The 23091-nt window shown below is 48.3% G+C and carries 18 protein-coding genes; 2 read left to right on the top strand and 16 right to left on the bottom strand.

Annotation, left to right across the window (positions count from 1 at the left end; translation table 11 throughout):
• Positions 1-7: 7 nt before the first annotated feature.
• The 16 genes from P304_RS0107845 to P304_RS14650 form a co-directional block, all read right to left on the bottom strand.
• The gene (locus P304_RS0107845) at positions 8-199 is read right to left on the bottom strand and encodes a hypothetical protein (RefSeq protein WP_027390093.1); all 192 of its coding nucleotides are present in this window, start codon (positions 197-199) and stop codon (positions 8-10) included.
• 19 nt (positions 200-218) lie between these two features.
• The gene (locus P304_RS0107840) at positions 219-1640 is read right to left on the bottom strand and encodes an ATP-binding protein (protein ID WP_027390092.1); all 1422 of its coding nucleotides are present in this window, start codon (positions 1638-1640) and stop codon (positions 219-221) included.
• Positions 1637-2548, bottom strand: a complete 912-nt coding sequence (locus P304_RS0107835) for a substrate-binding domain-containing protein (RefSeq protein WP_027390091.1) — start codon at positions 2546-2548, stop codon at positions 1637-1639. The genes P304_RS0107840 and P304_RS0107835 overlap by 4 nt, the downstream gene beginning before the upstream one ends.
• Entirely contained in the window at positions 2538-5912 is a 3375-nt protein-coding gene (locus P304_RS0107830) for an ABC transporter substrate-binding protein (RefSeq protein WP_027390090.1), read from the bottom strand. The genes P304_RS0107835 and P304_RS0107830 overlap by 11 nt, the downstream gene beginning before the upstream one ends.
• 44 nt (positions 5913-5956) lie before the next feature.
• Complete coding sequence (locus P304_RS0107825) at positions 5957-8614, bottom strand: hybrid sensor histidine kinase/response regulator (protein ID WP_027390089.1); 2658 nt, start codon at positions 8612-8614, stop codon at positions 5957-5959.
• Between the two features lie 38 nt (positions 8615-8652).
• Positions 8653-9975 (bottom strand): ATP-dependent protease ATPase subunit HslU, encoded by a 1323-nt coding sequence (gene hslU / locus P304_RS0107820; RefSeq protein ID WP_027390088.1) that lies wholly within the window; start codon positions 9973-9975, stop codon positions 8653-8655.
• Positions 9976-9996: 21 nt separating this feature from the next.
• Entirely contained in the window at positions 9997-10524 is a 528-nt protein-coding gene (gene hslV / locus P304_RS0107815; protein ID WP_027390087.1) for an ATP-dependent protease subunit HslV, read from the bottom strand.
• A gap of 31 nt (positions 10525-10555) precedes the next feature.
• Positions 10556-11458, bottom strand: coding sequence for a transglutaminase family protein (locus tag P304_RS0107810; RefSeq protein ID WP_027390086.1), 903 nt, complete (start codon positions 11456-11458; stop codon positions 10556-10558).
• A complete protein-coding gene (locus P304_RS14660; protein ID WP_034764759.1) occupies positions 11455-14034 on the bottom strand; it encodes a circularly permuted type 2 ATP-grasp protein in 2580 nt (859 codons plus the stop codon). Before P304_RS14660 ends, P304_RS0107810 begins: the two co-directional genes overlap by 4 nt.
• Positions 14035-14197: 163 nt before the next feature.
• On the bottom strand, positions 14198-15016 hold the full coding sequence (locus P304_RS14655) for an IclR family transcriptional regulator (protein ID WP_084417619.1): 819 nt from the start codon (positions 15014-15016) through the stop codon (positions 14198-14200).
• Between the two features lie 74 nt (positions 15017-15090).
• Complete coding sequence (locus P304_RS0107795; protein WP_027390085.1) at positions 15091-16998, bottom strand: lytic transglycosylase domain-containing protein; 1908 nt, start codon at positions 16996-16998, stop codon at positions 15091-15093.
• 33 nt (positions 16999-17031) lie between these two features.
• A complete protein-coding gene (serS, locus tag P304_RS0107790) occupies positions 17032-18306 on the bottom strand; it encodes a serine--tRNA ligase (protein WP_027390084.1) in 1275 nt (424 codons plus the stop codon).
• A gap of 77 nt (positions 18307-18383) precedes the next feature.
• The gene (locus P304_RS0107785; protein ID WP_027390083.1) at positions 18384-19289 is read right to left on the bottom strand and encodes an AEC family transporter; all 906 of its coding nucleotides are present in this window, start codon (positions 19287-19289) and stop codon (positions 18384-18386) included.
• A gap of 9 nt (positions 19290-19298) precedes the next feature.
• Positions 19299-19922 carry a uracil phosphoribosyltransferase gene (upp, locus tag P304_RS0107780; RefSeq protein ID WP_027390082.1) on the bottom strand — a complete coding sequence of 208 codons (624 nt, stop codon included), beginning with the start codon at positions 19920-19922 and terminating at the stop codon, positions 19299-19301.
• A gap of 3 nt (positions 19923-19925) precedes the next feature.
• Positions 19926-21170, bottom strand: a complete 1245-nt coding sequence (locus tag P304_RS0107775) for a solute carrier family 23 protein (RefSeq protein WP_051321523.1) — start codon at positions 21168-21170, stop codon at positions 19926-19928.
• A gap of 16 nt (positions 21171-21186) precedes the next feature.
• Positions 21187-22023, bottom strand: a complete 837-nt coding sequence (locus P304_RS14650; RefSeq protein ID WP_051321522.1) for a septal ring lytic transglycosylase RlpA family protein — start codon at positions 22021-22023, stop codon at positions 21187-21189.
• A gap of 75 nt (positions 22024-22098) precedes the next feature.
• Between P304_RS14650 and P304_RS14645 the strand changes: the two genes are divergently transcribed.
• Together P304_RS14645 and P304_RS0107760 are read left to right on the top strand one after the other, a co-directional pair.
• On the top strand, positions 22099-22560 hold the full coding sequence (locus P304_RS14645; RefSeq protein ID WP_051321521.1) for an NUDIX hydrolase: 462 nt from the start codon (positions 22099-22101) through the stop codon (positions 22558-22560).
• 86 nt (positions 22561-22646) lie between these two features.
• The gene (locus P304_RS0107760) at positions 22647-23021 is read left to right on the top strand and encodes a transporter substrate-binding domain-containing protein (RefSeq protein ID WP_027390080.1); all 375 of its coding nucleotides are present in this window, start codon (positions 22647-22649) and stop codon (positions 23019-23021) included.
• Positions 23022-23091 lie beyond the last annotated feature (70 nt).

Below are 23091 nucleotides of genomic sequence, written 5' to 3'. Positions count from 1 at the left end.
AAAACGACTATTGAACAGCACCCCATGGACGACGCGAGGTCTCTTCGCGCAGTTTCATATTTTCGTTTTTCTGGCGTACCATTTCGCTGAAACCTTTGCCCATTTCACGATTCTTATCGTAAAAAACCACACAAAGCACGATAAACACAATAAATAGAGTGCTCCCAATGGCAATGCGGATCATTCGTTTTGTATCCATGATGTTACCCTCTCTTCACTTACCGAAAAATGGTCGTGTTATGCTTCGTGCTGTTGTTGCGGAGTGTTAAGGTAAAAAGTACCCCTTCACCCTCATTTTGCACCGCTATCGTTCCATTATACCGTTCTTGAATAAGTCGTTTAAGCATAAAGAGTCCAAGCCCTTTTTCCCGTGCTTTAAATGCCGTTGTCACATAAGGATCAAAAATTTGCGGCAAAATTTCCGGCACAATACCGCCTGCAGTATCGCGATACTCAACCGAAAGTGTATCATCCGAAACTTCTACAACCTTAATCGTAACGGTCACATTGAAGAGGTTTCGCGCATCGACGACCTCTCCGGTATTCTGCAGGAGCTCGCTGAATATTTCAACCATATCGCTTGGAATCCCCATAATATGGGCGTGTGGCGGAATATCAGTACGAATCGTAATCCGTTTGTACCATGGAGCCGCTGAGGCAAAGGCAAGGGCATGCTCCATAGCCGTTATCACATAATAATTGCGTAAGGTAGCATTACTACTGGCGTAAAGATCAGTAAAGCTTGTCAGAGAGTCAGAAAGGCGGGTGAGATGTTCCATGGCCGCGTCAACTTGTTTGTGTATCCATTCCTGATCAACAGTCCCTTCAGCAAATTCTTCTTCGATTTCTTGAATCAGTAACCCGGTAATATTCAGCGGTTGGCGCCAATGATGAGCCAGATTTATCAGCAGAGTCGCCAAGGATTGGCGACGATTTTGTTCAAAAATTAAGCGATCCTGCTCACGTGCTTTGGTAACCGCATCGTCGATCCGTGCTTGTAAGGTTGTTAATAAATTTTGCAACTTCTGCTGATGTTCCTGAAGCGCTTCGAGCTGTTCCGTCATTGGTTTAATGACCCGAAATGGTATGAGATACAAGGCATTCAGCAGTACTACGACGCATAACGTAACTGTTGAAATGAAAATCAGTATGTTGACATTTTGCGTCGTACTCTGTCGCCTCGATTCAATTTCAAAAATAACCTGATCCAGCATTATTTGAAGATGATCATGAATTTCAGCCGTCAGAACCCGTTGTGGTCTCCCTTCGTCAAAACGATTTTCTTGCAGTAATGTCATCGTAATGGAAAGTTGCTGATAGTAGTCGGTATACATCTCTCGCAAAGAATGGGCATGCTGGGGATTGCGATCGTTCAGGGTATCAATGCGATCATAGACCAATAACGACAACTGTGCAGCTTCGGCAAGAAGCGCAATTTCCCGCGCTAACACTGATTGCTGCATTGCCTTGGCCATATCATCAATACTCTCTTTAATACGAAATACGTGCTCGCGTTCAATTAACGTACTGTCCAGCTCTTGATTAAGAAACGAATAAATCGTCCCAAACGAAGCGAGGGCAATAAGAACCGCGGCAAATGTTGGCAATACCAGTTTGGCAAAAAGTAGCTTTTTATTCATGGCCGATTCGCTTCAGGGGCGGAAAGAAGCGTATCGACACTTGACACAAAACCTTCCGCAGTAATAGCCATTTGCCCGGATTGACCGAGCATCCAGTGAGCAAACTGATCTGCTCGTTGATTTCCCGGTAGGTAGACGAGATTGAGCTCACGGCGCATAGGATATTGCCCATTGGAAATCGCTGAAAATGAGGGAAGCACCCCATCGAGCGCAATAAATTTTATCGGCATACCAGCCTTCTGATGCATCAGCGCGGTACCATACGAAACATACCCGATAGCACCGGGAATCCCACCCACCCACGAGGTGATATTTCCGTTTGAATCACCTAACCACGCGTCAGCGCGAATAGTTGTGGTTGCTTCTGCGGTACTCATATCAGGGCGAAGTGACTTGAGACCGATATACTCCTCAAAAATACGCAAGGTGGCACGATTGAGCTGTTTTGAAATAACAATCAGTTGACGATCGTCACCCGCTGGAATTTCATTCCAATTCTGGATTGGAGCAGCATAGATTTGTTGCAGTGTGGCAAAGTCAAGGCCCTCGATCGGATTGCGTTGATTTACAATGATCGCTAACGCATCATACCCTATCACAACGGAGGCAAATTCCTTGTGTTCCTCTGGCGAAAGCGGACGGCTGACCATGGCTACATCGGTTGTGCCGTTACGCATATTCTGCAAACCGGTTTCGCTCCCCTCGCCAAAAATATAAAGATGGATTCCAGTTTCGCTGGTAAAGAGCGAGGCAACCGCTTCGATAGATGGTTGAGGGGTCGTACTGCCTGATATAACGAGGGGCTTGACAGGCTCATACGCTTGCGCAGCCACAGGCACGTTCCATGGTACACAGAGCAAAGCAAACGCCAGAAAAAACAATATGGTGCGAAAATGTTTATTTCGCACAGTACACTTCCAACGAGGCGCGAAGTTCTCCCAGCGCCGTTTGAAGCTCTTCCTGTAAATGTTTTTCGATAGGGATGTGTTGCTTGTAGCATTGGTCAATTTCGGAGGCAATGGCATGAAGTCGTGTTGCGCCTAGATTCGCCGCCACCCCCTTGAGCGAGTGACAGAGAGCTGAAGCTTCGGTTGTCGCACCCGTCGCTACTAAGTGCGGCAAAGGAGTAAAGACTGTGGCGAGCTGGTTGGCAAACTTCGCCAACAATGAGTCAAGAAATTCTCGATCGTCATCAACCATTTGTAGCGCGATTGTAAAATCAATTCCGGCTGGATCATCGTGCCTTGCAGACGGTTTCTCTTCCATTTTTTCCTGCACTTTCGAATGTGATGGGTTTATAACGGACGGTGCTATCCATTTACACAGACAATCAAAAATTTTATGTCGATTGATTGGCTTACTGAGGTGATCATTCATGCCACACGCTAACACTTTACGACGATCTTCGGAAAATACCGCCGCCGTTACAGCGATAATCGGAATATCCGGCAACACCTGCCGAATACGTTTGGTAGCTTCAAATCCATCCATAATCGGCATTTGAATATCCATTAAAATAACATCAAAGTGTGGCTCTTTCGATGCAAGTGCTACCGCTTCTGCACCATTATCGGCAGTTGTCACGCTCATCTTGAATTGCTCTAAAAGGTGTCGTGCCACCTCTTGGTTGATAGGGTTATCCTCAACCACCAGCACATGACGGCCAGCAAGATCCGCACTTGACGCTCCAGTATGCACGTGAGCATTCGCCTCCTCTGTTACCGTTTCCGCTACTACCTGAAACGGGAGCGTCACCGAAAAAACACTCCCGACATGGAGCGTGCTTTCAACCGCAATAGCACCACCCATCAGCTCACTTAAACGGCGCGCAATAGTAAGGCCAAGTCCCGTTCCCCCATAGCGTCGCGTGGTAGAACTATCGGCCTGAGTGTAGGGAGTAAAAAGGCGTGACACCTGTTCCTGATTCATACCGATGCCACTATCACAAACCCGAATTTGCAACACGAGTGCATGATGGGGATCTTCAATGCGCGAGACTTCTATTGCTACAAAACCATGATCAGTGAATTTAATAGCATTCCCCACCAGATTCGTCAAAATCTGGGTAACGCGTTGCACGTCGCCCGCAACCGTAGGAGGAACATTGGAGTCGATATGCACGCGCCACTCCAGCCCCTTGTGGTGCGCCGTATCGGAGAAAAGGATAGAGAGCGAATCAATAACCTGACTCAGTTGGAACGGCGAATATTCGATTTCTAACTTTCCTGCTTCGATTTTTGAAAAATCCAGAATATCGTTGATAATCCCTAACAAGAGTAACGATGAGCGATGAATTTTCGTCAGATTTTCTTGTTGCTCGCAATCACGACACTGCTCCAGTGCCATTTCTGAAAGGCCGATAACAGCATTCATCGGGGTACGGATTTCATGACTCATATTGGCGAGAAATTCCGATTTTGCCTTATTCGCCGCTTCGGCATCTGCCGCAAGTTTTTGTTGTTTCCGGTGAGCTTCCTGCACCTGATAGTTGAGCCGTCGCAAGCGAAAAGAGTAAATAAGCGCGATAGACAGCACCAGTGCACCAACGAAAAAATACGGCATCACGGCCTTGAAATTCGTCCCTGTTGTATACTCCACCGTAAGCCAACGGTTGGCAATAGTACTTTTTTCCTCGGGCGAAATAGCATCTAACCCTTTTTGCAGAATAGAGTGCAACTCCGGCCAATCGTCGCGCACCGCTATCGAAAGGTCGAACGTAAAGGGAACTTGACCGGAAATTTTCAGGTTCGCGAAGCCACGCGCTTTCATCATGTGCGAAACAACCATGAGATTGTCTATCAACCCGAACACCTCGCCAGCACTGACCGCGCGTAACCCATCACTGGTCGAATCGACGACAACCGTGACAATTTCTGGATGATGCGCCAGTAACCATTCGTGCGAGGCGTACCCATTCACAACAGCAATTTTTTTCCCAGTAAGTCCTTTGAGACGATCAACATACTCAACCGATTTATCTGTCACCAGCACCATGGGCGAGGTGATATGCGGTCGCGTAAAACTCAGAAAGCGTGCCCGCTCCGGCGTGATGGCAGCCGCTGCGAGCACATCTATCTCATGCGACTTGGCTTTTCGTAAAAGTTCATTCCACGGCGCATCATGCACGATTTCGAATGCGATACCGGTTTTCAGGGAAATACTTTCAAGATACTCCGAAGCAATACCACGATAACGTTGCCGATTATCAACGTATTCAATTGGCGCCCAGTCACGATCAACACCGACTTTGATAGTGCGATGAGTATTCAGAAAGGCCTGTTCTTTTTCTGTCAGCGCCAGTTCGTCAGCATGGGAAACCTGATAAAAAAGTTGTTCCGCCTTGAAGTTCTCTTCGTTCAAAAGTCCATGCTTTGCGAAGATCTGGGTAATATATTCGATGCGACCGGGGTTCATTGTACCAAGCGGTGTGGCAAATCGCCCAACAGCCTGCTCAATACCATGTGCTTCAAACATAAGCGCCTGGTAGGATTTTTCGGTGGAATATTTGGCCCGTATCAGTTCGACCATTTCCTCTTTATTATCCAAAGCGTATTCCCACCCTTTTATGACGGCGCGGCGCATGGCGGCAACACGTTCGGGATGTGTTTGAGCTTCGTGTTTCGTTGTGAACAGCATATCGCCGTAGACATCGACCCCAAAATTCATTGGATTCATGATGTTAACATCAACCCCATAGCGCTCACGCAATTGGTAGGGTTCATTCGAGCTATAGCCGTAGATAGCGTCAGTTTCGCCGGAAATAAGCACATTGTAATCGGTGGTAAAGGGTTGTTGAATAACGCGGTTAAGCACGTCATGTTCAGCAAGCATCGCCATGATTGAAAACCCTTCAGCATTATTGCTATACAGGCGAACGCGCTTGGCAATGAGATCTAACGGACTTTGAATATTGCTCGATTTAAGGGTAATAAGGACGTTTGGAGAATGTTGGAAAATCGGCGCGACAATGAAAATTCCTGCATTGTGCGTGGTATAGAGGAACAGGGCGGAGTCGGCTACGCCATAGTCAGCCTGACCATCAAGCACTTCTGAGATATTATTTTTCCAGCGATCACGTTCGCGGAGTTCAACTTGCAACCCTTCTGCGGCAAAAAAGCCTTTTTCAAGCGCTGCGTAATAGCCCGCAAATTGAAATTGGTGATACCACTTGAGTTGCAGTACAACCTTCTCTGCGGCATACGTCGAAGAGGCAACAGCGCTTAAAAAAGTGAGCACCGCACAAATGATTCTAACGAGTCGAGAATACCCCATAGTGCCCTTCCTCTTCTTGCCGCGCATGCTGTTTATACCGTAAATTACGCTTCTTTTGTCGTCCAGCGCGTTAAAACTTTGAACATGTTTTCCGAGTTAATTGGTTTCGCGAGATGGTCATCCATCCCCGAATCAATCACCTTTTGCCGTTCTGTTGCAAGCGTCGCTGCCGTCAGTGCGATAATTGGCACGTGTTTATTGTTTTTTCGAATCTGCTTCGCCGCTTCGTACCCATCCATAATTGGCATTTGTAAGTCCATCAGAATAAGGTCAAATTCATTTGCGAGCGCCATGGCTACCGCGTCTTTACCGTTAGAGGCCGTGGTAACGAGTATCCCTTTGCGCTGTAACAGGCGGCTGGCAACACGCTGATTCAATTCATTATCTTCCACCAATAGCACACGTATCCCCTTGAGCGTATCGAACGTGTTCACTTCGGCTACTTTGAAAGTACGGCGTTCAGTACATACTTCACTGGGCAAAGGGAGAGTAAACGTGAAGGTTGACCCAACTCCCGGCTCGCTGACAACCGATAGCACTCCTCCCATCGCCTCAACCAATTTTCGACTGATAGTCAACCCCAGTCCCGTACCTCCAAAACGGCGGGTCGTTGATGAGTCCGCCTGCGAAAAAGGGGAAAAAATCGTGTTGACTTGCGCGGTATCCATACCAATACCTGTATCTATTACGGAAAAAGTCAACAAGTAGTTCTCTCCCTCGCCCGACCCATCAATGGAAAGAGTGACTGATCCGGTTTCCGTAAATTTGAGCGCATTGCTCAGGAGATTTGTCAGCACCTGCGTAATGCGTAGCGAGTCACCTACAACGCAACGAGATAGTCGCCTAAGATCAGGAAAATGGAGACTGATATTTTTACTCGCCGCCATATTTTCAAAAAGGATGGTGAGTTGTCCGATAATTTCTTCTAACTGAAAATTTCGCTTTTCGATTTCAAGTTTTCCGGCTTCGATCTTCGAGTAGTCAAGGATATCATTCAATATCCCCAGCAGCAGTCGTGACGAGCTATGTATCTTTTCAAAAAGTCCGTGGCACTCTTTGCCGGCACATTCATCAACCCCTATTTCGGTAAGACCAAGAATCGCATTCAGCGGCGTCCGTATTTCATGACTCATGTTGGCAAGAAATTCCGATTTCACACGATTGGCCGACTCTGCTTGCTGTGTAGCGATAATCAAGGCCTGCTCATATTCCATCCGCTCCGTGATATCGATAATGGTACCAATCACGTGGCGGGTCGTTACCGTCGCATCGGTGTTCTCAACGACACGTCCCCGTTGCTGAATCCATTTCCACGAGCCATCGGCACAGCGAAGGCGAAACTCCACTACAAAAGGCTCTCCCGCATGCACGTGGCGCAATATTTGATCAAACAAACTTTCCGTATTATCAGGATGCACCATCTCTTTCCAAAGCCATAGAGAGAACACAAACGCTTTATCCGGATATCCAAGAATAGTATAGCAGCAGTGATCGAGCTCGATAACACCCGTGGCAATATCCCAGTCCCATGTTCCAATAGCCGCCGCCTCGAACGTCAGTCGGAGTTTTTGCTCCGAGCGTTCCAGTTGTTTTTGCGTCAGTTGTTGTTCCGTGATATCAAAAAAAGTCGTTACGGCAGCAACAACACTTTCATTTTCCAATAATGGCCGCGTTGCGACCCGTGCGATGATAAATGAGCCATCACGACGGGTGTACCTGTTTTCCCCGAAATATGGCGCGTTGATTTCAATCGTTTGATAAATAGGGCATGCCATAAGCTCTGTGTCTACGTTATGGCAAAAAAGTTGATGCGCGTTTCTGCCAACCATTTCACTGACGGGATATTCAAGAATTCTCTCAGCAGCAGCATTGGCATAGATGACAACACCCGCACGATCAATCACATACATCCCTTCGTCCATCGTGTCACTGATAGCTTCGAGACGTTGCTTTTGACGCTCGCTATCCAGTCGACTTTTCAAAACGACATACCACGCGTATCCCGCCATAAAAACGAGCAGCGCCGCTATCAATAAATGCATCCAAAATGTGAGGTTTTCCTTATAAAACTGGTTTGTTTCTTCGTAGCCGATAACGTATCCAAAAACGTTATTTTGCAAATCGACAATCGGATTAATAATTGATACCGCAGGAAGACCGAGCGGGGAGCTATAGACAACATCGCTCGTACCATAGCGTACCGCACTTTGGAGCGCGGGATACTGCGACAAGGTTTGAATTAACCGTCTATTATCTCGTGGGTGCGCTTCGGCAAGAGAACGATTTTGAAATTCAACTGTTCTGAGCGAAAATTGCGATGGCCACTCTAGGTCGACTTGCAAAAGAAAATCAAGCGCTACTCGGTGAAGATACTCTTCTTTGATGAGCAAGAAAAAGGATCGCTTTGGATACAGGCGCTGCATATTGTGCATTAAACTTGCGAGCGGGAGGGTGATGTCATGTGTGTAGGAATATTCATCTTCAGACAGAGAATTTTTATGGATTTGCACCATCGAGCGCCACGCTATCTCTTGCGATCCTTGATACGCAGCAATGGTTTGTTCAATGTGGTTCCGCCGCGCAACATCGAGAAACGTCGCCGCCATAGCAATCAGTACCACTGAAACAAAAAGTATCACCATCAAGTGGTGCTTCTTCTGAGTTTTCAGAATAAATGGATCGATAGCTGCGGTGAAATTCATAGCAGTTCTCTTTGCCCCCTCATCATATGAACGCGATCTTACAGAACGTAACGGCTTAAATCTTCGTCTTCCACAAGGTCACGTAATTTACGATCCACGTAATCACGATCAATAATCAGAGTGGTTCCCGCCATATCAGGGGCGTGGAAGCTCACTTCTTCGAGTAATTTTTCTAATACCGTATGCAGGCGCCGCGCACCGATATTTTCCATTTTATCATTCGCCCGTACGGCATATTCCGCAATCGCGGCCACCGCTTCTTCGTTAAAATCGAGCTGCACTTTTTCGGTTTCGAGCAAATGACGATACTGCTTAATCAATGCACTCCGAGGTTCGGTAAGAATACGGATGAAATCGTCTTTCCCAAGAGACTCTAGTTCGACGCGGATAGGAAATCGTCCTTGCAATTCAGGAATCAGATCGCTTGGCTTGGAGACATGAAACGCACCTGCCGCAATAAAGAGGATATGATCGGTCTTGACAATGCCATATTTTGTCGAAACGGCAGAACCTTCTACGATTGGCAGAATATCCCGCTGCACCCCTTCACGACTGACATCGGCTCCGCTACGGCGATTTTCCTGTGACGAAGCGATTTTGTCAATTTCATCCAAAAAGACGATCCCCGTTTGTTCAACACGATCAATCGCTTGCGCTTTCAGTTCATCCATATCGACCATTTTCGACGCTTCTTCATCACGCAGCACCTTCAGCGCATGCTTGACCTTCATCTTCCGTTCTTTGCGTTGGTTGCTGAACATGCCGCCCAGCATATCTTTAATGCCAGAGGCAAAATCATCCATCTGCCCGCCGGAAGTGGCGCCAATCATCTCGATTTTCGGTGGAGCAACGGCGACATCTATGTCAATATCGCTTTCGTCAAATTTCCCTTCGAGCAGTTTTTTGCGGAATTTCTGCCGTGTTTCGCTGTAATTTGGGCTTTCATTCGGCGGAATAAGCGCGTCCAGCACTCGTTCAATAGCGGCTTCTTCCGCTGCTTGAGCGTGCTTTTCGGTGAGCTCATCTTTCACCATTTTCACCCCGATCTCGGTCAGATCTCGGATAATTGACTCAACATCACGTCCGACATACCCCACTTCGGTAAACTTACTGGCTTCTACTTTCAAAAATGGCGATTGGGTCAGCTTGGCTAACCGGCGTGCAATTTCTGTTTTGCCCACCCCCGTGGAACCAATCATGATGATATTTTTGGGTGAAATTTCTTCGCGTAGAAAATCATCAAGTTGTTGACGACGCCAGCGATTGCGCAGTGCAATCGCTACGGCTTGCTTGGCTTTCGATTGACCAACAATATACTTATTGAGTTCTGAAACGATTTGTTGCGGGGTAAGTTGTTCCACTCTCAGTATCTCCTCAAAGTTTTACAGTTCAAGTATCGTGAGTTCACAGTTAGAATAAATACAAATTTCACCAGAGACAGTCAGGGATTCCTGAACCATTTCCCGTGCACTGAGTTGGCTGTGGCGCATCAGAGCACGGGCGGCGGCCATGGCGTACGCGCCACCGGAACCGATAGCAAGAATACCATCTTCAGGTTCGATGATATCTCCCGTACCACTGATAATAAACGCATGTTCGGCATTCGCGACGATGAGCATAGCTTCGAGCTTACGCAACATCCGGTCAGAACGCCACTCTTTGGCCATTTCAATGGCGGCACGTGTCAACAGATTATTGTGCGCTTTTAATTTCGCCTCAAAACGTTCAAAAAGAGTAAACGCATCGGCAGTTGACCCCGCAAAGCCAGCAATAACTTTTCCTTCTGCCATAGGACGCACCTTACGAGCAGTCGCTTTCATAATAGTATTGCCCAGTGTCACCTGGCCATCGCCGCCAAGGGCTACTTTTCCATCGCGTTGAACGCACAGAATAGTCGTTCCTTTAAACATCCTCGTTATCCTTTCACTACTGTACTCAGAGTTATTGACCACGCTTATCGGTATCAAGATTATGGACGTCAACGCTGACCTTCAGAATATGGTCGCCACCACCATAAATTACCCCGCCAAGTGGTATAACATCCGAGTAATCTCTGCCCCATGAACAGGTTATATGCCGTCCGGTTGGCATGGTATTATTGGTTGGGTCAAAATCGACCCAGCCAAGCCCAGGTATCCATGCGGCAAACCACGCATGCGAGGCATCTGATCCAATCAGCTTGGTTTGTCCCGGCAAAGGAACAGTTTCCAAGTATCCGCTCACGTAGCGGGCACTGTAGCCGAGCGAACGCAAGATGCCAATAGCGATTTGGGCGAAATCCTGGCACACGCCGATCTTTTTGGTAAAGACTTCGCGCAGTGGTGTCGCAATCGATGTCGCGCCAGGTGTATAGCGGAATTCACGGAAAATTTTTTCCATCAACTCATGCACCGCGACACCAAAAGGCTTCGTGGGAGTAAAAATTTCGCGCCCGTAACTCGCCAGCTCACTCATTTGCGGGACGTACGGAGACTCTAGCATCATTGAACGTGGCTCAATAAGAGCAGGATCACTATCGGCACAAAAGAGGGCTTTGGTCACTTCGCTACACGTCGGAGTCCCTTCTAAGGCGGCACGATCAAATGAGCTATGGACAAGTACTTCTGATTGAACGGTCACTGACATCACGGAATGTGGTGTACTAATGCTAAAATAACTCGCTTTATTGCCATAAAAGTCGAGCCGCTCTTGATAATCAGCGGGGAGTGGTTCGATCTGCAGTTCATATTTCAGACACGATTGCCCCGCAAATGTACGCGGAATTAAGCGGGCTTCATTGTAACAAAGGCTAACCATGTCCGAATAGTGATAGGACGTGGTGTGTGTAATGCGATAATGGCTCATAATTCCGCCTCTGCTGGTTTGGCAACGAGTTGCTGACGTTGCAGCGCGTGGGTAAAGAACGTGTGGTTAATGCTATTGGCACTATTAACCAAGCAGGTTTCTATCGATTCAAGAAATTTTTCGAGTTTCACTGGCGTACCTGCTTCGCCATTTTCGGTTGCTAAAAGCTCTTCGATACGGGAGAGTTTGAGAGTACTAAATGCTTTCAACGCATCACGTTCCACTTCGCGCAGCGCAAAGCCCCGTTTTTCGCCAGGCAGCAGGGAAATATGGTGCTGCAATTGTTCGATCTGATAGGCCAACGAACGTGGGTTCGAGGCATCGAAAAGGAGCAATTCGAGCACCGTTTGCGGTTTCAGATACGAGCGATAGCGCCGGCGATGGGTAATCAAACTCTCGTTGGCCGCCAAGATAGATTCCAACACCTGATATTCCAATGCTTCGTCGTAGTGTTGCGACAATACGAGGCGTAGCACTTCCAGTACGTGCATGCCGCGCTCAATACGACGGCCAAGGTCAAGCATCACCCATCCCATTTCACGCGTCATACTTTCAAGCGTTAAACCGGTGAACGCGACAAGGTTGGTGATCAATTGACTAATGTCATCCAGCGCCCGTGGCAGTTTCTTTTGTTGATTGCTGCTACGGCTGATTTTCCCCCACCGCTCTTCGGTTTCATCAATCAACCGCCATGAGTCGCTCGACCACCGTTCGCGCACCGCTGACGTCGCATGGATCATACTATGAAGCGTAAACGCAAGGCTCCCGACGCGGTTGCGATCATAAATCAGGCTGAGGATTTCTGCTTCGGGATTGGCACGCAGATGTTCCCCTTCGACACCAGTAAAGCCAGGTAATGTCCCGGTTAAGTGCGAAAGGGTCATCAGTAAGGTATGGCGACACTGCTCTACCGTTTCATCTTCCATTTCACCCTGCTCTAACAGGCGGTGAACCGTTGTACGCAGAAAACGAGCCGTCCCTTCGGCACGCTCCAAATAGCGCCCAACCCAGAAAAGGTTTTCGGCAGTGCGACTTGGTAAAAGATTGCTGTCTTCTGAATAGCCTGGCGTCGCGGCGAGGCTACTCCCTTGGTGCCACAACGATTGGTGCCGCTGAACGTTGGTTGATATGACCCACGTGTCTTTGCTGATGGTGTAGGATGCGGCTCCCGCCGCCATTTCTGGCTCGCTCGTCGCAGCTCGTGCCAGCCCTCCCGGCATCAAAATATAGTTGTCGAGTGACGCGGTCATGAAAGTGCGGAATTTCGTCGGCCTTGGCGTAAGGTTTCCGTCAACCAATGTCGGAGAAGTTGAAATGGTCGGTTTCCTTTGCCCAGCGTAGAGGTATGGCCGTGCCAGTATGCGACGGCGGAGTGCTTCCAACTCCCGTTTACTCAGCAGTGGCCCGTGAGCCACCACGTGTGAATCGCCTACTTGATGAATGGAGAGGATATCGAGTTCATTCAGGTGTTCCAGCACATATCCAAGCTCCAACGGCTGACCACACCACCACGTTGGTGCCGATGGAAGCAGTATTTCTTCTCCAAGCAGTACTTTGCAAATAGTCGGCAGGAAAGGGAATAATCCAGGATTTTCGAGCACTGCACTGCCAATAGGATTCGCGACCGCAACATTGCCCCGTCGTACTACTTCGATAAGCCCCGGAATACCAACAGAGGAAAGTCGCCCGAGTTCTAAAGGATCGGATTGGCTGTCTTCGGTACGGCGCAAGATAATATCTACGGGTTGCAGGCCGTTGATGGACTTCAACCAAAGCCGGCCATCACGCACCGTCAAATCATCTGGTTGAACCAGTGTGTATCCCAAATACGCCGCCAAATAGGCGTGTTCAAAATAGGTGGGATCAATCGGGCCAGTCGTTAATAAAACGGTGCGCGGATTGGCCTTTTGTTCTGGTGTTATGTCACTCAATGACTCGCGTAAGGAACGGAAAAACGGTGCCAAACGCTCCGCTTTACATTCACGTAATAAGTTTGGCAACGTACGCGCCATGGCGGTGCGGTTTTCGAGTGTATAGCCCAATCCTGAGACGGCTTGCGTACGGTCTGACATAACCCACTGCACGCCATCGGTCGAGCGAGCAATATCGGCACCATAGATGATGAGTTGATGATTGCCGGGTAGCCGGATTCCAGCACACTGGCGCGCAAATCCATTGTGCGCATAGACCACTTCCATCGGAAGGTGTCCTTGGCGGATAAGGTTTTGTGGCCCATAGATATCTTCCAAAATAAGGTTTAATAGCTCGGCGCGTTGCGTCAAACCCTTTTCAAGGGTGTGCCACTCCTCGCTCGATATCAGTAAAGGAACTATATCGAGTTCCCATGGGCGGTGATCTTTCGCCGCGTCATCATGAAAGTGATAGGTCACACCATTTTCGCGTAACAGGCGGCGAATTTCCTGAGCACTGCGCTCCAGAAACCCAGCCTCAAGGCCTGTTGCGAGCGACATAAATGAATTCCAATGTGGCCGAATGTCACTATTCGCATCAAGCATTTCATCGAAACCGCGCAATTTTTCAATATAAGATGCCGGAATACTCTCGTTAGTTGTCATGGGTTTCCTAGCAAGGTGGTGTTCGCTCCGTACACGAGCGGTTGTGAGGCTGGAACATCAGATGAATAGAAGAGATACGAGCGTATTCCTTTTAGATAAAAAGGCAAACACCCACCACTTGAAACGTCTGTGCTCCGTTTTATGGTGGGTGTTCTACTGTTGTTCAGGGTGTACTTACGTGGTCAAACTGTATATGGCCACCATTATAGCCCAGCTTGCGACTTGCTTTTTCCGACATAAGTTTCGCCAGTGGTGCTATTTCCTGAGCGATGCGCTCATCACTCATCCGTTGCACAGGGCCGGAGATACTCAGTCCAGCCACAATGTTTCCGGTATAATTGCGAATCGGCGCACCAACGCAACGTACTCCTTCTTCAAACTCTTCATCATCCATCGAAAATCCATGTTCGCGCACGCGATCCATTTCAGCCAGAAATGATTCATTCCCCTGAAATGGTTTCCCAGAAGAACAGATCGTTAGATTTTCCTTCTCAAGCTGTTCCAGAATGTGCTGATTTGAAAAGTCGCTAAGCTGACTTTTGCCAATCGCGGTAAAGTAAGCCTGACCGACAATACCAATACGCGGCATAATCCGAACCGCCTGTGTCGTTTCAACGACGTTAAGATAGACCACCCGCTTCCCGCGAAGCACTCCGATATACGCTGATTCATCAACGGTATCGACGATTTCTTGCAAGATAGGCTCAGTCATCTTTAATAAATCGATTTTACTGATATACGCCTGTGAAATTTCGAAGTTTTTCAGGCCAAGACGGTAGTTTTTTGTATAGTGATTCTCTTCGACATACCCATGTTTTTCGAGTGTTGCTAGGAGTCGTATAACGGTGTTTTTACTCAATCCGAATTTTTCACGAATAGTGGTAATGTCCAATTCTCCGCTGTGGCTCTCGCGAAATGCTTCAAGTATGTCAAGCGCATTATATACTGACTGCACAATGTAATCGGTCTTTTCCCGCTTCATGTACCTCTCCTTGATTTTTCTTGTTCCCTGCGAAATATAGCGCATTTAGGAGCATAAGAGAACAGTGTTTGTAACTATCGCTGATACAATCTCTTATATATCTCATAACTTGTCAACACCCGCTTCACATAAGCGTGTGTTTCTGCAAATGGGATATTTTCGATAAATGCTTCGATATCGTCCGTTCCGTAGCGCGTTTTCCAACGATTCACGTTGCCCGGCCCAGCATTATATGAGGCAATAGCAAACGGCAGTATCTCTTGTGACGCAACCAGCGACGAAAGATATGAAATACCAAGCGTTATGTTAGTATCGATATCATAGGCTTCGGACGGATTCCCGAATGGAAGCCCTATTCGCTTCGCGACATCTTCCGCGGTATAGGGCATCAGTTGCATCAAACCCATCGCCCCGACCCAACTGGTGGCCTGTGGATCGTACGCACTTTCTTCACGCATTATGCTCAGAGCTAACAAAGGATCAAGCTGGTACCGTTCGGCAATCGGTGAAACCCGATCCCAATAGGCAAGGGGGTACGCCTCCGGTGAAGAGCGCGAAAAATTGCGAATGATAGGGTGATAAATACCCGTCGCTAAAAGTTCACGACTCAAAAGTACCTTTTGTTCGGCGGGCGTTTGCGCGAGTAGTGCTTGAATTTCAATCGCACCCAACTCGTATAACCCCAAACGCGCCAGCACACGAAACCGTTCAAGCAAAACGGGAGTCAACAACGCAGCCGTGTCGCCTGATGAATGGATCGCACTTTCCAGAAAGCGTGGCGCAATATTCAAATCACGCGCAGCCATCATCACATAATAACTCACCGATGGAGCCTCTGTCAGAGTATGTAACGTGCTGCGATAGGTCGCCGTATCACCTTCCAATCGGTGACTTTGGGCAATCCAATACCGCGCGGTATGATTTAAATAATGGCCATCATCGTACCGCTCGGCAATCAGCTCTGCCCGCTGGCGAAAAACATCAAGTTTCCCTTGCTGATAATCGCTCCACGCTAAGCGCCACATCCCTTCGCCAGCATGTCGTGATTCGGGATACGACTTAAACAGCCATTGATAGTAGTGTTGCGCCTGCTGCGGGTCGCGATTGCGGAAGTGATTCCCGAGAAGCCACAATGCGTTACTGGCATCGCGCGATTCAGGATAGTGTTCGACTAAACGGCGCAGGTTGATAATGGCGTTTTCGTCTTTATCTTCACGCAAATAGATGCGAGACAAATAATACAGCGCACTAGAACGGGCTTCTACGTTCTTGCTATCACGCGCATATAACTCACGAAATACCACGGTCGCTTTCGGATAATCGCGACGGGAAAAATAGCTGCGCGCTAACCGCTCTAATGAAGTCAGATCAAGCTTTGAACGGCCAATCGCTTCGTACTGCTGAATGGCTTGATCGTAGTATTTATGCTGATAGAGCACCGTTGCTAACACAGTGCGCTGTGCCGCGGTAAGCGGCTTTGCAACGTGTTTGAGCGCCTCACGGCCAGCTGCCGTGTCGGGATAGTCAAACGCTATCGCTTGCTTTTTATCCAGAGTATCCGCCTGCAACATCAGCAATTCCGCCTGCTCTGCCCGAGTGAGTAACGCGATATCTACGTCAGCCACATCCAACATAAACTGCGACGTAATCCCCAGCCGTGCGGCACAGAGCGCACGATAATACCGAGCACGATTGAGGAACGAATCGCTCTGCCGCTTCGCAATAGCTTGCGTAAACAGCGCATGTGCATCGGCATATTGCTCCTGCCCGAAGAGGGTTTGCGCTGAAACATACAGCAAGACGTCCTGCACCGATTCAGACGCGTGTTGCACTGCTGGAAGAAGCACTTCACCCGCGCGATGAAAATCGTTTTTTAAAAGGGCACGTACTCCTTGTCGCAAATGGTCGTAATCAGGTGATGCAAAAGACGGTAGTGCACAACTTACTCCCAAAAGCAGAAGCGCTAAACTTTTCTTCAACATCAAACACCTCTTTTGATCAGATCATTTTCGTCGCTATTTTGCAGCGAGTATGGTTACGCCACCCAAATATGGCACCAATGCCGTCGGCACTTTCACTGAGCCATCGGCCTGCTGATAGTTTTCCATAATCGCTACGAGTGTCCGACCTACTGCAAGACCCGAGCCATTCAACGTATGCACCAAGCGATTTTTCCCCTTCTCATCCTTGAAGCGAATCTGCGCGCGACGTGCCTGAAAATCTTCGAAATTGGAGCATGAAGATATTTCACGATAGCACCCCTGCGAAGGGAGCCATACTTCGATATCATACGTTTTTGCGGCACTGAATCCCAGATCACCACCGCATAGAGCGACAACGCGGTATGGAAGTTCCAGCCGCTGTAATATGGTTTCGGCATTGGCAAGAAGCTTTTCAAGTTCGTCATATGAGCTCTCTGGATGGGAAAATTTGACCAATTCAACTTTATTGAATTGGTGCTGACGGATCAACCCTTTGGTGTCACGCCCATACGAACCCGCTTCGCGGCGAAAGCACGGAGTGTACGCGACATAGCCTGTTGGCAGCGCTGCCAATGACAAAATTTCATCACGATGAATATTCGTTACGGGGACTTCTGCCGTAGGAATCAACAAGAGATTTCCCTCTTCACAGGCAAAGAGATCCTCTTCAAATTTTGGAAGCTGTCCGGTAGCGGTCATGGATTCACGGTTGACCAATAGCGGCACCTGAACCTCAGTATAGTTGTGTTCTTGCGTGTGAATATCGAGCATAAAATTAATGAGCGCACGTTCTAAACGAGCGGCAGCCCCTTTCACAACGGTAAAGCGTGTCTGCGCAATTTTTACACCACGCGGAAAATCAAGCCAATCGTTCGCTGTGCCGATATCGTCATGGGAACGAACCGGAAAATCGAATACCGGAATCGCGCCAACCCGTTTCACTTCGACATTGTCGGCTTCAGCAGCACCAGCCGGAACCGACTCGTGGGGTATATTCGGTAATCCCAAAGCAATGGTACGCTCTTGCTCTTCCAGTTCCTTTACCTGCGCTTCGAGCTCTTTAATCGTTTCACCCACTTCACGCATCCGCTCCATAATCAGTGTGGCATCGCGCCCCTCTTTTTTGTAGATCCCGACTTGCTTACTCGTTGCATTGCGTTCTTCCTGAAGTTTTTGCATCTGCGCCGTAAGTGCTTTTTTTGTACTATTGAGTTGCGCTAAGGGTTCAAGCGACCACGACCCACCACGGCGCGAAAGTTGCGTTTGAAAAAAATCGATATTTTCACTAAGAGCCTTCATATCAAGCATAGACATCACCTTTGTATAAAAAATCAATTGCCGAATCGTAGCGAAATGAGCGGAAAAAGTCACCCTGAATACGTGGGTTACAACGGCAGTAGAATATACCACCACCCCGCAAGAGTAAGAAAGGAAATGAGTAAACCCACACCAAGAATCGTGCTGACCAGTGAAACATCTAACCGATGTTCCATAGCAATAATCCCCGCACTAATCATGGGTGGCATGGCGGCCTCAAAGACGGTCACCTGAAACACACTCCCACTCGCACCCCATAGACTCATAAAAGTCATCAGGATGAGCGCTGGAGCCAAAAGAAGTTTATAACTCAGTCCAAGCACCAAGGCACGGGCATGCTGCCGTACTGATTGTATGTGAAACAGGAATCCAATTGAAACCAGAGCTATCGGAGTCAGCGTATCCCCCAAACGCATCAAGATAGCACTCAGCCACACGGGATACTCCCAACTGCGCAGTAACAATGCCAACACCAGTGCTTGTGTCGGCGGGAAAAGGGCAATTTTTTTCGCGATAAAGCGGATATTCGGTTCCGTCGCCGCAAAAATACTCGCCACGACTATTCCAAGGGTAGAGAGAACAATAAAACTCCCTGCCTGATCAGCCACAATGCCGATTCCGACAAACTCACTCCCGTAAAAGGTTTCGATCATCGGTAATCCAACAAACGAAGTATTCCCGAGGCCGCCGACCAGAATTAAACAGCCGATGGTTTCGCGTTTCAACTTCAACAACTTGCCGAGCAACAGAAAGAAGGGAATCCCGACAAGAAAAATCACCCACGGCATACTCATCGGCATCAGCAATTCGCGATCGATAGTGATGTTATGTATGTGGTAAAGCGTGAGTGCAGGGAGCGAGATATTGATGATAAACGCATTGAGTACCGTCGCGGTCGACTCTGGAAATCGACCGATGCGACGGAGCGTCATGCCCATAAAAAAACAAAATCCCAGTAAAATAAGGTTAGCCATTCGCGAAAGTTACCGTGTACCGAACAATCGGTCGCCTGCATCACCCAGACCAGGGAGGATATACCCTAACTCATTCAGCTTTTCATCCAGCGCGGCGGTGTAGATCGGCACCTCAGGATGGGCATCGCTCACAATTTTCACCCCTTCAGGAGCTGCAATCAGCGACATAAAGCGGATACTGCGCGCCCCTTGCTGTTTCAGGTAATCAATAGCGGCAACAGCACTGCCGCCAGTCGCTAACATTGGATCGATCAGAATCGCATCGCGCTGCGCCATATCTTGCGGCAATTTTGCGTAATAGACGACGGGTTGCAAGGTGTCGTGATCGCGATACATGCCGATGTGGCCAATCCGTACGCTGGGGATCAGTTTTTCGATACCACCTACCATCCCTAACCCTGCACGGAGGATAGGGATAATCGCCAATTTTTTACCCCCTAACGAGCGACAGATGGTTTTTGTAAGCGGTGTTTCCACCTCACACTCCACAAGCTCAAGATCGCGGGTAATTTCGTAGGCGATCAGCATGGCAACTTCTTCGACCAGCTCCTTGAACTCTTTCTTCGAAGTATGTTTATCCCGGATAATCGAGAGTTTATGTTGCACCAGCGGGTGATCGACAATGGTGAGCATGCGTTACACCTCTTCGCCAAAATGTTTCGGGAGTACCAGATTGAGAATCATCCCCAGCACGACCGCTAGGCCAATCCCTCCAAGTTGCAAGTGACCATACCCAAACGTCATACCACCAATACCAAATACGAGAATCACTGCGACAATCACCATGTTGCGCGGTATGCTCATATCGACTTTGGCTTTCACCATCGTGTTGATACCGATAGAGACAATCATACCAAAGAGCAAAATCATAATTCCGCCCATAACGGGAACCGGAATCGTGCTTAAAAAAGCACCGAGTTTTCCCAGGAATGCCAGCGCAATAGCACCAACAGCAGCTATCGTCATCAGGGATACATCAAAAATACGAATGAGTGCGACGGCACCAGTTACTTCTGAATAGGTTGTATTCGGCGGCCCACCAAGGGAACTGGCGAATGTCGTCGCTAAGCCATCGCCTAGCAGGGTATTTTTCAACCCTGGATTCTCAAGGTAATTTTTTCCACTCACACGCGAAATAGCCATAACGTCACCGATATGTTCAATGGTTGGCACAAGCGCGATAGGAATCATATAGAGGATAGCGGCCAGCTCAAAGGTTGGCGCAGTAAAGTTGGGAATAGCAAACCATGGGGCATTTGTTACGCTACTGAAATCAACGATACCATACAACAGCGCGGTAATGTATCCACAAGCAACCCCGACCAAAATCGGAATGAGGCGGAGCATCCCTTTGCCCCACAGCGACGTGATAATGGTTGCCGCCAATGAAATAGTGGCAATCACAATGGCTTGCGAATAGGGCACTAGTTCGAACGACCCATCACCCGTTAACCCTTTCGCCATATTGACCGCCACGGGAGCAAGAATCAATCCGATCAGCATAATCGTCGGCCCAATAACTATCGCCGGAAGGTATTTTTCCAGAAATCCATCACCCTTGATCCGAATCAGAAACGAGAAAAGCACTTGCACCAGACCTGCGGCCATCAATCCGCCAAGTGTTCCGGCAAGCCCCCACGTTTGTGTGGCATAAATTATCGGCGCGATATAGGCAAAGGAACTGGCGAGAAAAATCGGCACCGTGCGACGGGTTACGATCTGAAAAATCAGCGTGCCAACTCCAGCGGTAAATAGGGCAACAGAAGCATCAAGACCAGTCAAAAGCGGGACGAGTACCAATGCGCCAAACGCTACAAAGAGCATTTGCATTCCGGTTACAAGGCGTTTCAAGGGTGATAATTCCGTCAAGTGTTCCTCCATTAAAATAGAATACTCTCTACTCGGCGACGATAAAGTTATCGATCCGATGATTTTCTAACTGGATACTGGCAGCTTTTGCGGCTTCAAGCGTCGTGTAACCGCCAATTCTGACGCGGTAGAGAATACCACGATCAGGAGAATCATACGGCACAACGTGGACATTTGAATATTGACTACGGAACCTGTCGGCATAGCGATTGGCGTTATCGCGCTGCGCAAAGGCACCAACTTGCAGCGTAAAGTTGCCATGGGTCACATCGCCAGCACTGCGGAATTCGGCAGGGTTATACGTTGTCACGCGAGCGCGTGGATCGCCGATATGATACCCCAGCACTTCGACTAATACGGGCGCGGTTCCACTGCCAATCATGTCAATGGCTTCAGCAGAGGCTCGTGAAAGATCAATAATTCGCCCAGCAACGAACGGGCCACGATCGTTGATGCGAACAATAGTCGACTTTCCATTCAATTGGTGGGTGACCCGCACATAGAGATTCATGGGGAGTGTTTTATGTGCTGCGGTGAAGTGATGCATATTATAGGTTTCACCATTACTGGTTTTGCGACCATGAAACGGGTGTCCATACCATGAAGCATTCCCCTCTTCAACATACCCATCGGCATTCGATATCGGGTAGTACTTCTCACCTTTAATAACATACGGGCGCAAAGTTGCGGGGGTATCGCGTGCCGGAGTACCGTAGTCGCGATCCGTTGGAATATCATAGGTGGTCGGTCGCGATTGAATCGGTGGGCGTTTCGCGCAGCCCGCGAGGAAAGAGAAAGCGATTAGCAAGAGAATCAACGTCGAAATACTATACCTACATGGAACGCGAAAGTGTCTTCTTTGCATCTATGCCCCCTTTTTTCGTGCTAAAAGTACCATGGTCAACACAGAAGCGCAACACGAAGCAGATGGAGGAAAATAATGACGACAAAACCAGTATATCCCGTAATTGGCGTGGCGGCTGTCATAGTAAATCACGCAGGAGAGGTGTGTATTGCTGAACGTGGACAGGAACCAGCCAAAGGGACGTGGACATTTCCTGGCGGGAAATTAGAAGTGGGCGAAACACTTGAAGCTGGATTACAGCGCGAAATCCGCGAAGAGTGCAATATTGAAATAGAGGTTTTAACACCTCAAATTCCCCTCTGTGCCATTGAAAAAATGGGGCTCGACTCCCCCAACTTCCCACACCATTATGTCATTCTTGATTACCTGTGCCGCTATGTAAATGGAGAGTTACGCGCCAGTTCGGACGTTTTCGCCTGTCGCTGGGTTTCTTTTGACGACCTCAAACATTACACTGCAAACCCTACGACGCTGTGGGTTGCTGATCTCGCGCGAAGCACGTATGTCCAGTACTCATCGCTTCCCAAAAGCAAATAATATCACATAAATATCTCAATTGCGCGGGATCGCCTCCACGTGATACGTTCAATATGTCATTCACTCCACAATGGAATTAACTATATATGCAACCTTTACGTCGCACCACTCGCCATTTCTTTGGGTTCACTTTCCTGTGCTGCCTACTCGTTTTCGCAGTAAAGAATTCTTTTGCGCGCCCAGAAGGGCTTCAGCTTACACCTGCGGAAAAAGAGTTCCTTGATTCGCATCACGAAATTGTCTTTGTCAGTCAAACACACTACCCACCGTTTGAGTTTATCGACGACTATGGAACGCGCAGTGGGATGATGATTGAGCTTGCACGTTGGATCAGTTCTGAAGTTGGTTTCCATGCTCGCTTTATTGACACCAGCTTTCTCGAAGCACAACAGGCATTGCTAAGCGGAGAAGCAGATATTCTGACCAGTTTTTTGGGTCTGTCAATAATTTTGTGTAAGTAGCGGCAGACATCAATTTTGCATTGGCACCCTCCCCTCAAAGAAAATACAAAACTGATTAAGAGCCGCTTTC

The sequence above is a fragment of the Chrysiogenes arsenatis DSM 11915 genome (assembly GCF_000469585.1).
In the GTDB taxonomy this organism is placed as follows: Bacteria; Chrysiogenota; Chrysiogenetes; order Chrysiogenales; family Chrysiogenaceae; genus Chrysiogenes; species Chrysiogenes arsenatis.
This window is presented reverse-complemented; position numbering and strand designations above follow the sequence as displayed.

Excerpts from the sequence above, each read along its gene's own strand:
- P304_RS0107845 (WP_027390093.1), bottom strand. The coding sequence starts at position 199 with ATGGATACAAAACGAATGATCCGCATTGCCATTGGGAGCACTCTATTT.
- P304_RS0107840 (WP_027390092.1), bottom strand. The coding sequence starts at position 1,640 with ATGAATAAAAAGCTACTTTTTGCCAAACTGGTATTGCCAACATTTGCC.
- P304_RS0107830 (WP_027390090.1), bottom strand. The coding sequence starts at position 5,912 with ATGGGGTATTCTCGACTCGTTAGAATCATTTGTGCGGTGCTCACTTTT.
- P304_RS0107825 (WP_027390089.1), bottom strand. The coding sequence starts at position 8,614 with ATGAATTTCACCGCAGCTATCGATCCATTTATTCTGAAAACTCAGAAG.
- hslV (WP_027390087.1), bottom strand. The coding sequence starts at position 10,524 with ATGTTTAAAGGAACGACTATTCTGTGCGTTCAACGCGATGGAAAAGTA.
- P304_RS0107810 (WP_027390086.1), bottom strand. The coding sequence starts at position 11,458 with ATGAGCCATTATCGCATTACACACACCACGTCCTATCACTATTCGGAC.
- P304_RS14660 (WP_034764759.1), bottom strand. The coding sequence starts at position 14,034 with ATGACAACTAACGAGAGTATTCCGGCATCTTATATTGAAAAATTGCGC.
- P304_RS14655 (WP_084417619.1), bottom strand. The coding sequence starts at position 15,016 with ATGAAGCGGGAAAAGACCGATTACATTGTGCAGTCAGTATATAATGCG.
- P304_RS0107795 (WP_027390085.1), bottom strand. The coding sequence starts at position 16,998 with ATGTTGAAGAAAAGTTTAGCGCTTCTGCTTTTGGGAGTAAGTTGTGCA.
- serS (WP_027390084.1), bottom strand. The coding sequence starts at position 18,306 with ATGCTTGATATGAAGGCTCTTAGTGAAAATATCGATTTTTTTCAAACG.
- P304_RS0107785 (WP_027390083.1), bottom strand. The coding sequence starts at position 19,289 with ATGGCTAACCTTATTTTACTGGGATTTTGTTTTTTTATGGGCATGACG.
- upp (WP_027390082.1), bottom strand. The coding sequence starts at position 19,922 with ATGCTCACCATTGTCGATCACCCGCTGGTGCAACATAAACTCTCGATT.
- P304_RS0107775 (WP_051321523.1), bottom strand. The coding sequence starts at position 21,170 with ATGGAGGAACACTTGACGGAATTATCACCCTTGAAACGCCTTGTAACC.
- P304_RS14650 (WP_051321522.1), bottom strand. The coding sequence starts at position 22,023 with ATGCAAAGAAGACACTTTCGCGTTCCATGTAGGTATAGTATTTCGACG.
- P304_RS14645 (WP_051321521.1), top strand. The coding sequence starts at position 22,099 with ATGACGACAAAACCAGTATATCCCGTAATTGGCGTGGCGGCTGTCATA.
- P304_RS0107760 (WP_027390080.1), top strand. The coding sequence starts at position 22,647 with ATGCAACCTTTACGTCGCACCACTCGCCATTTCTTTGGGTTCACTTTC.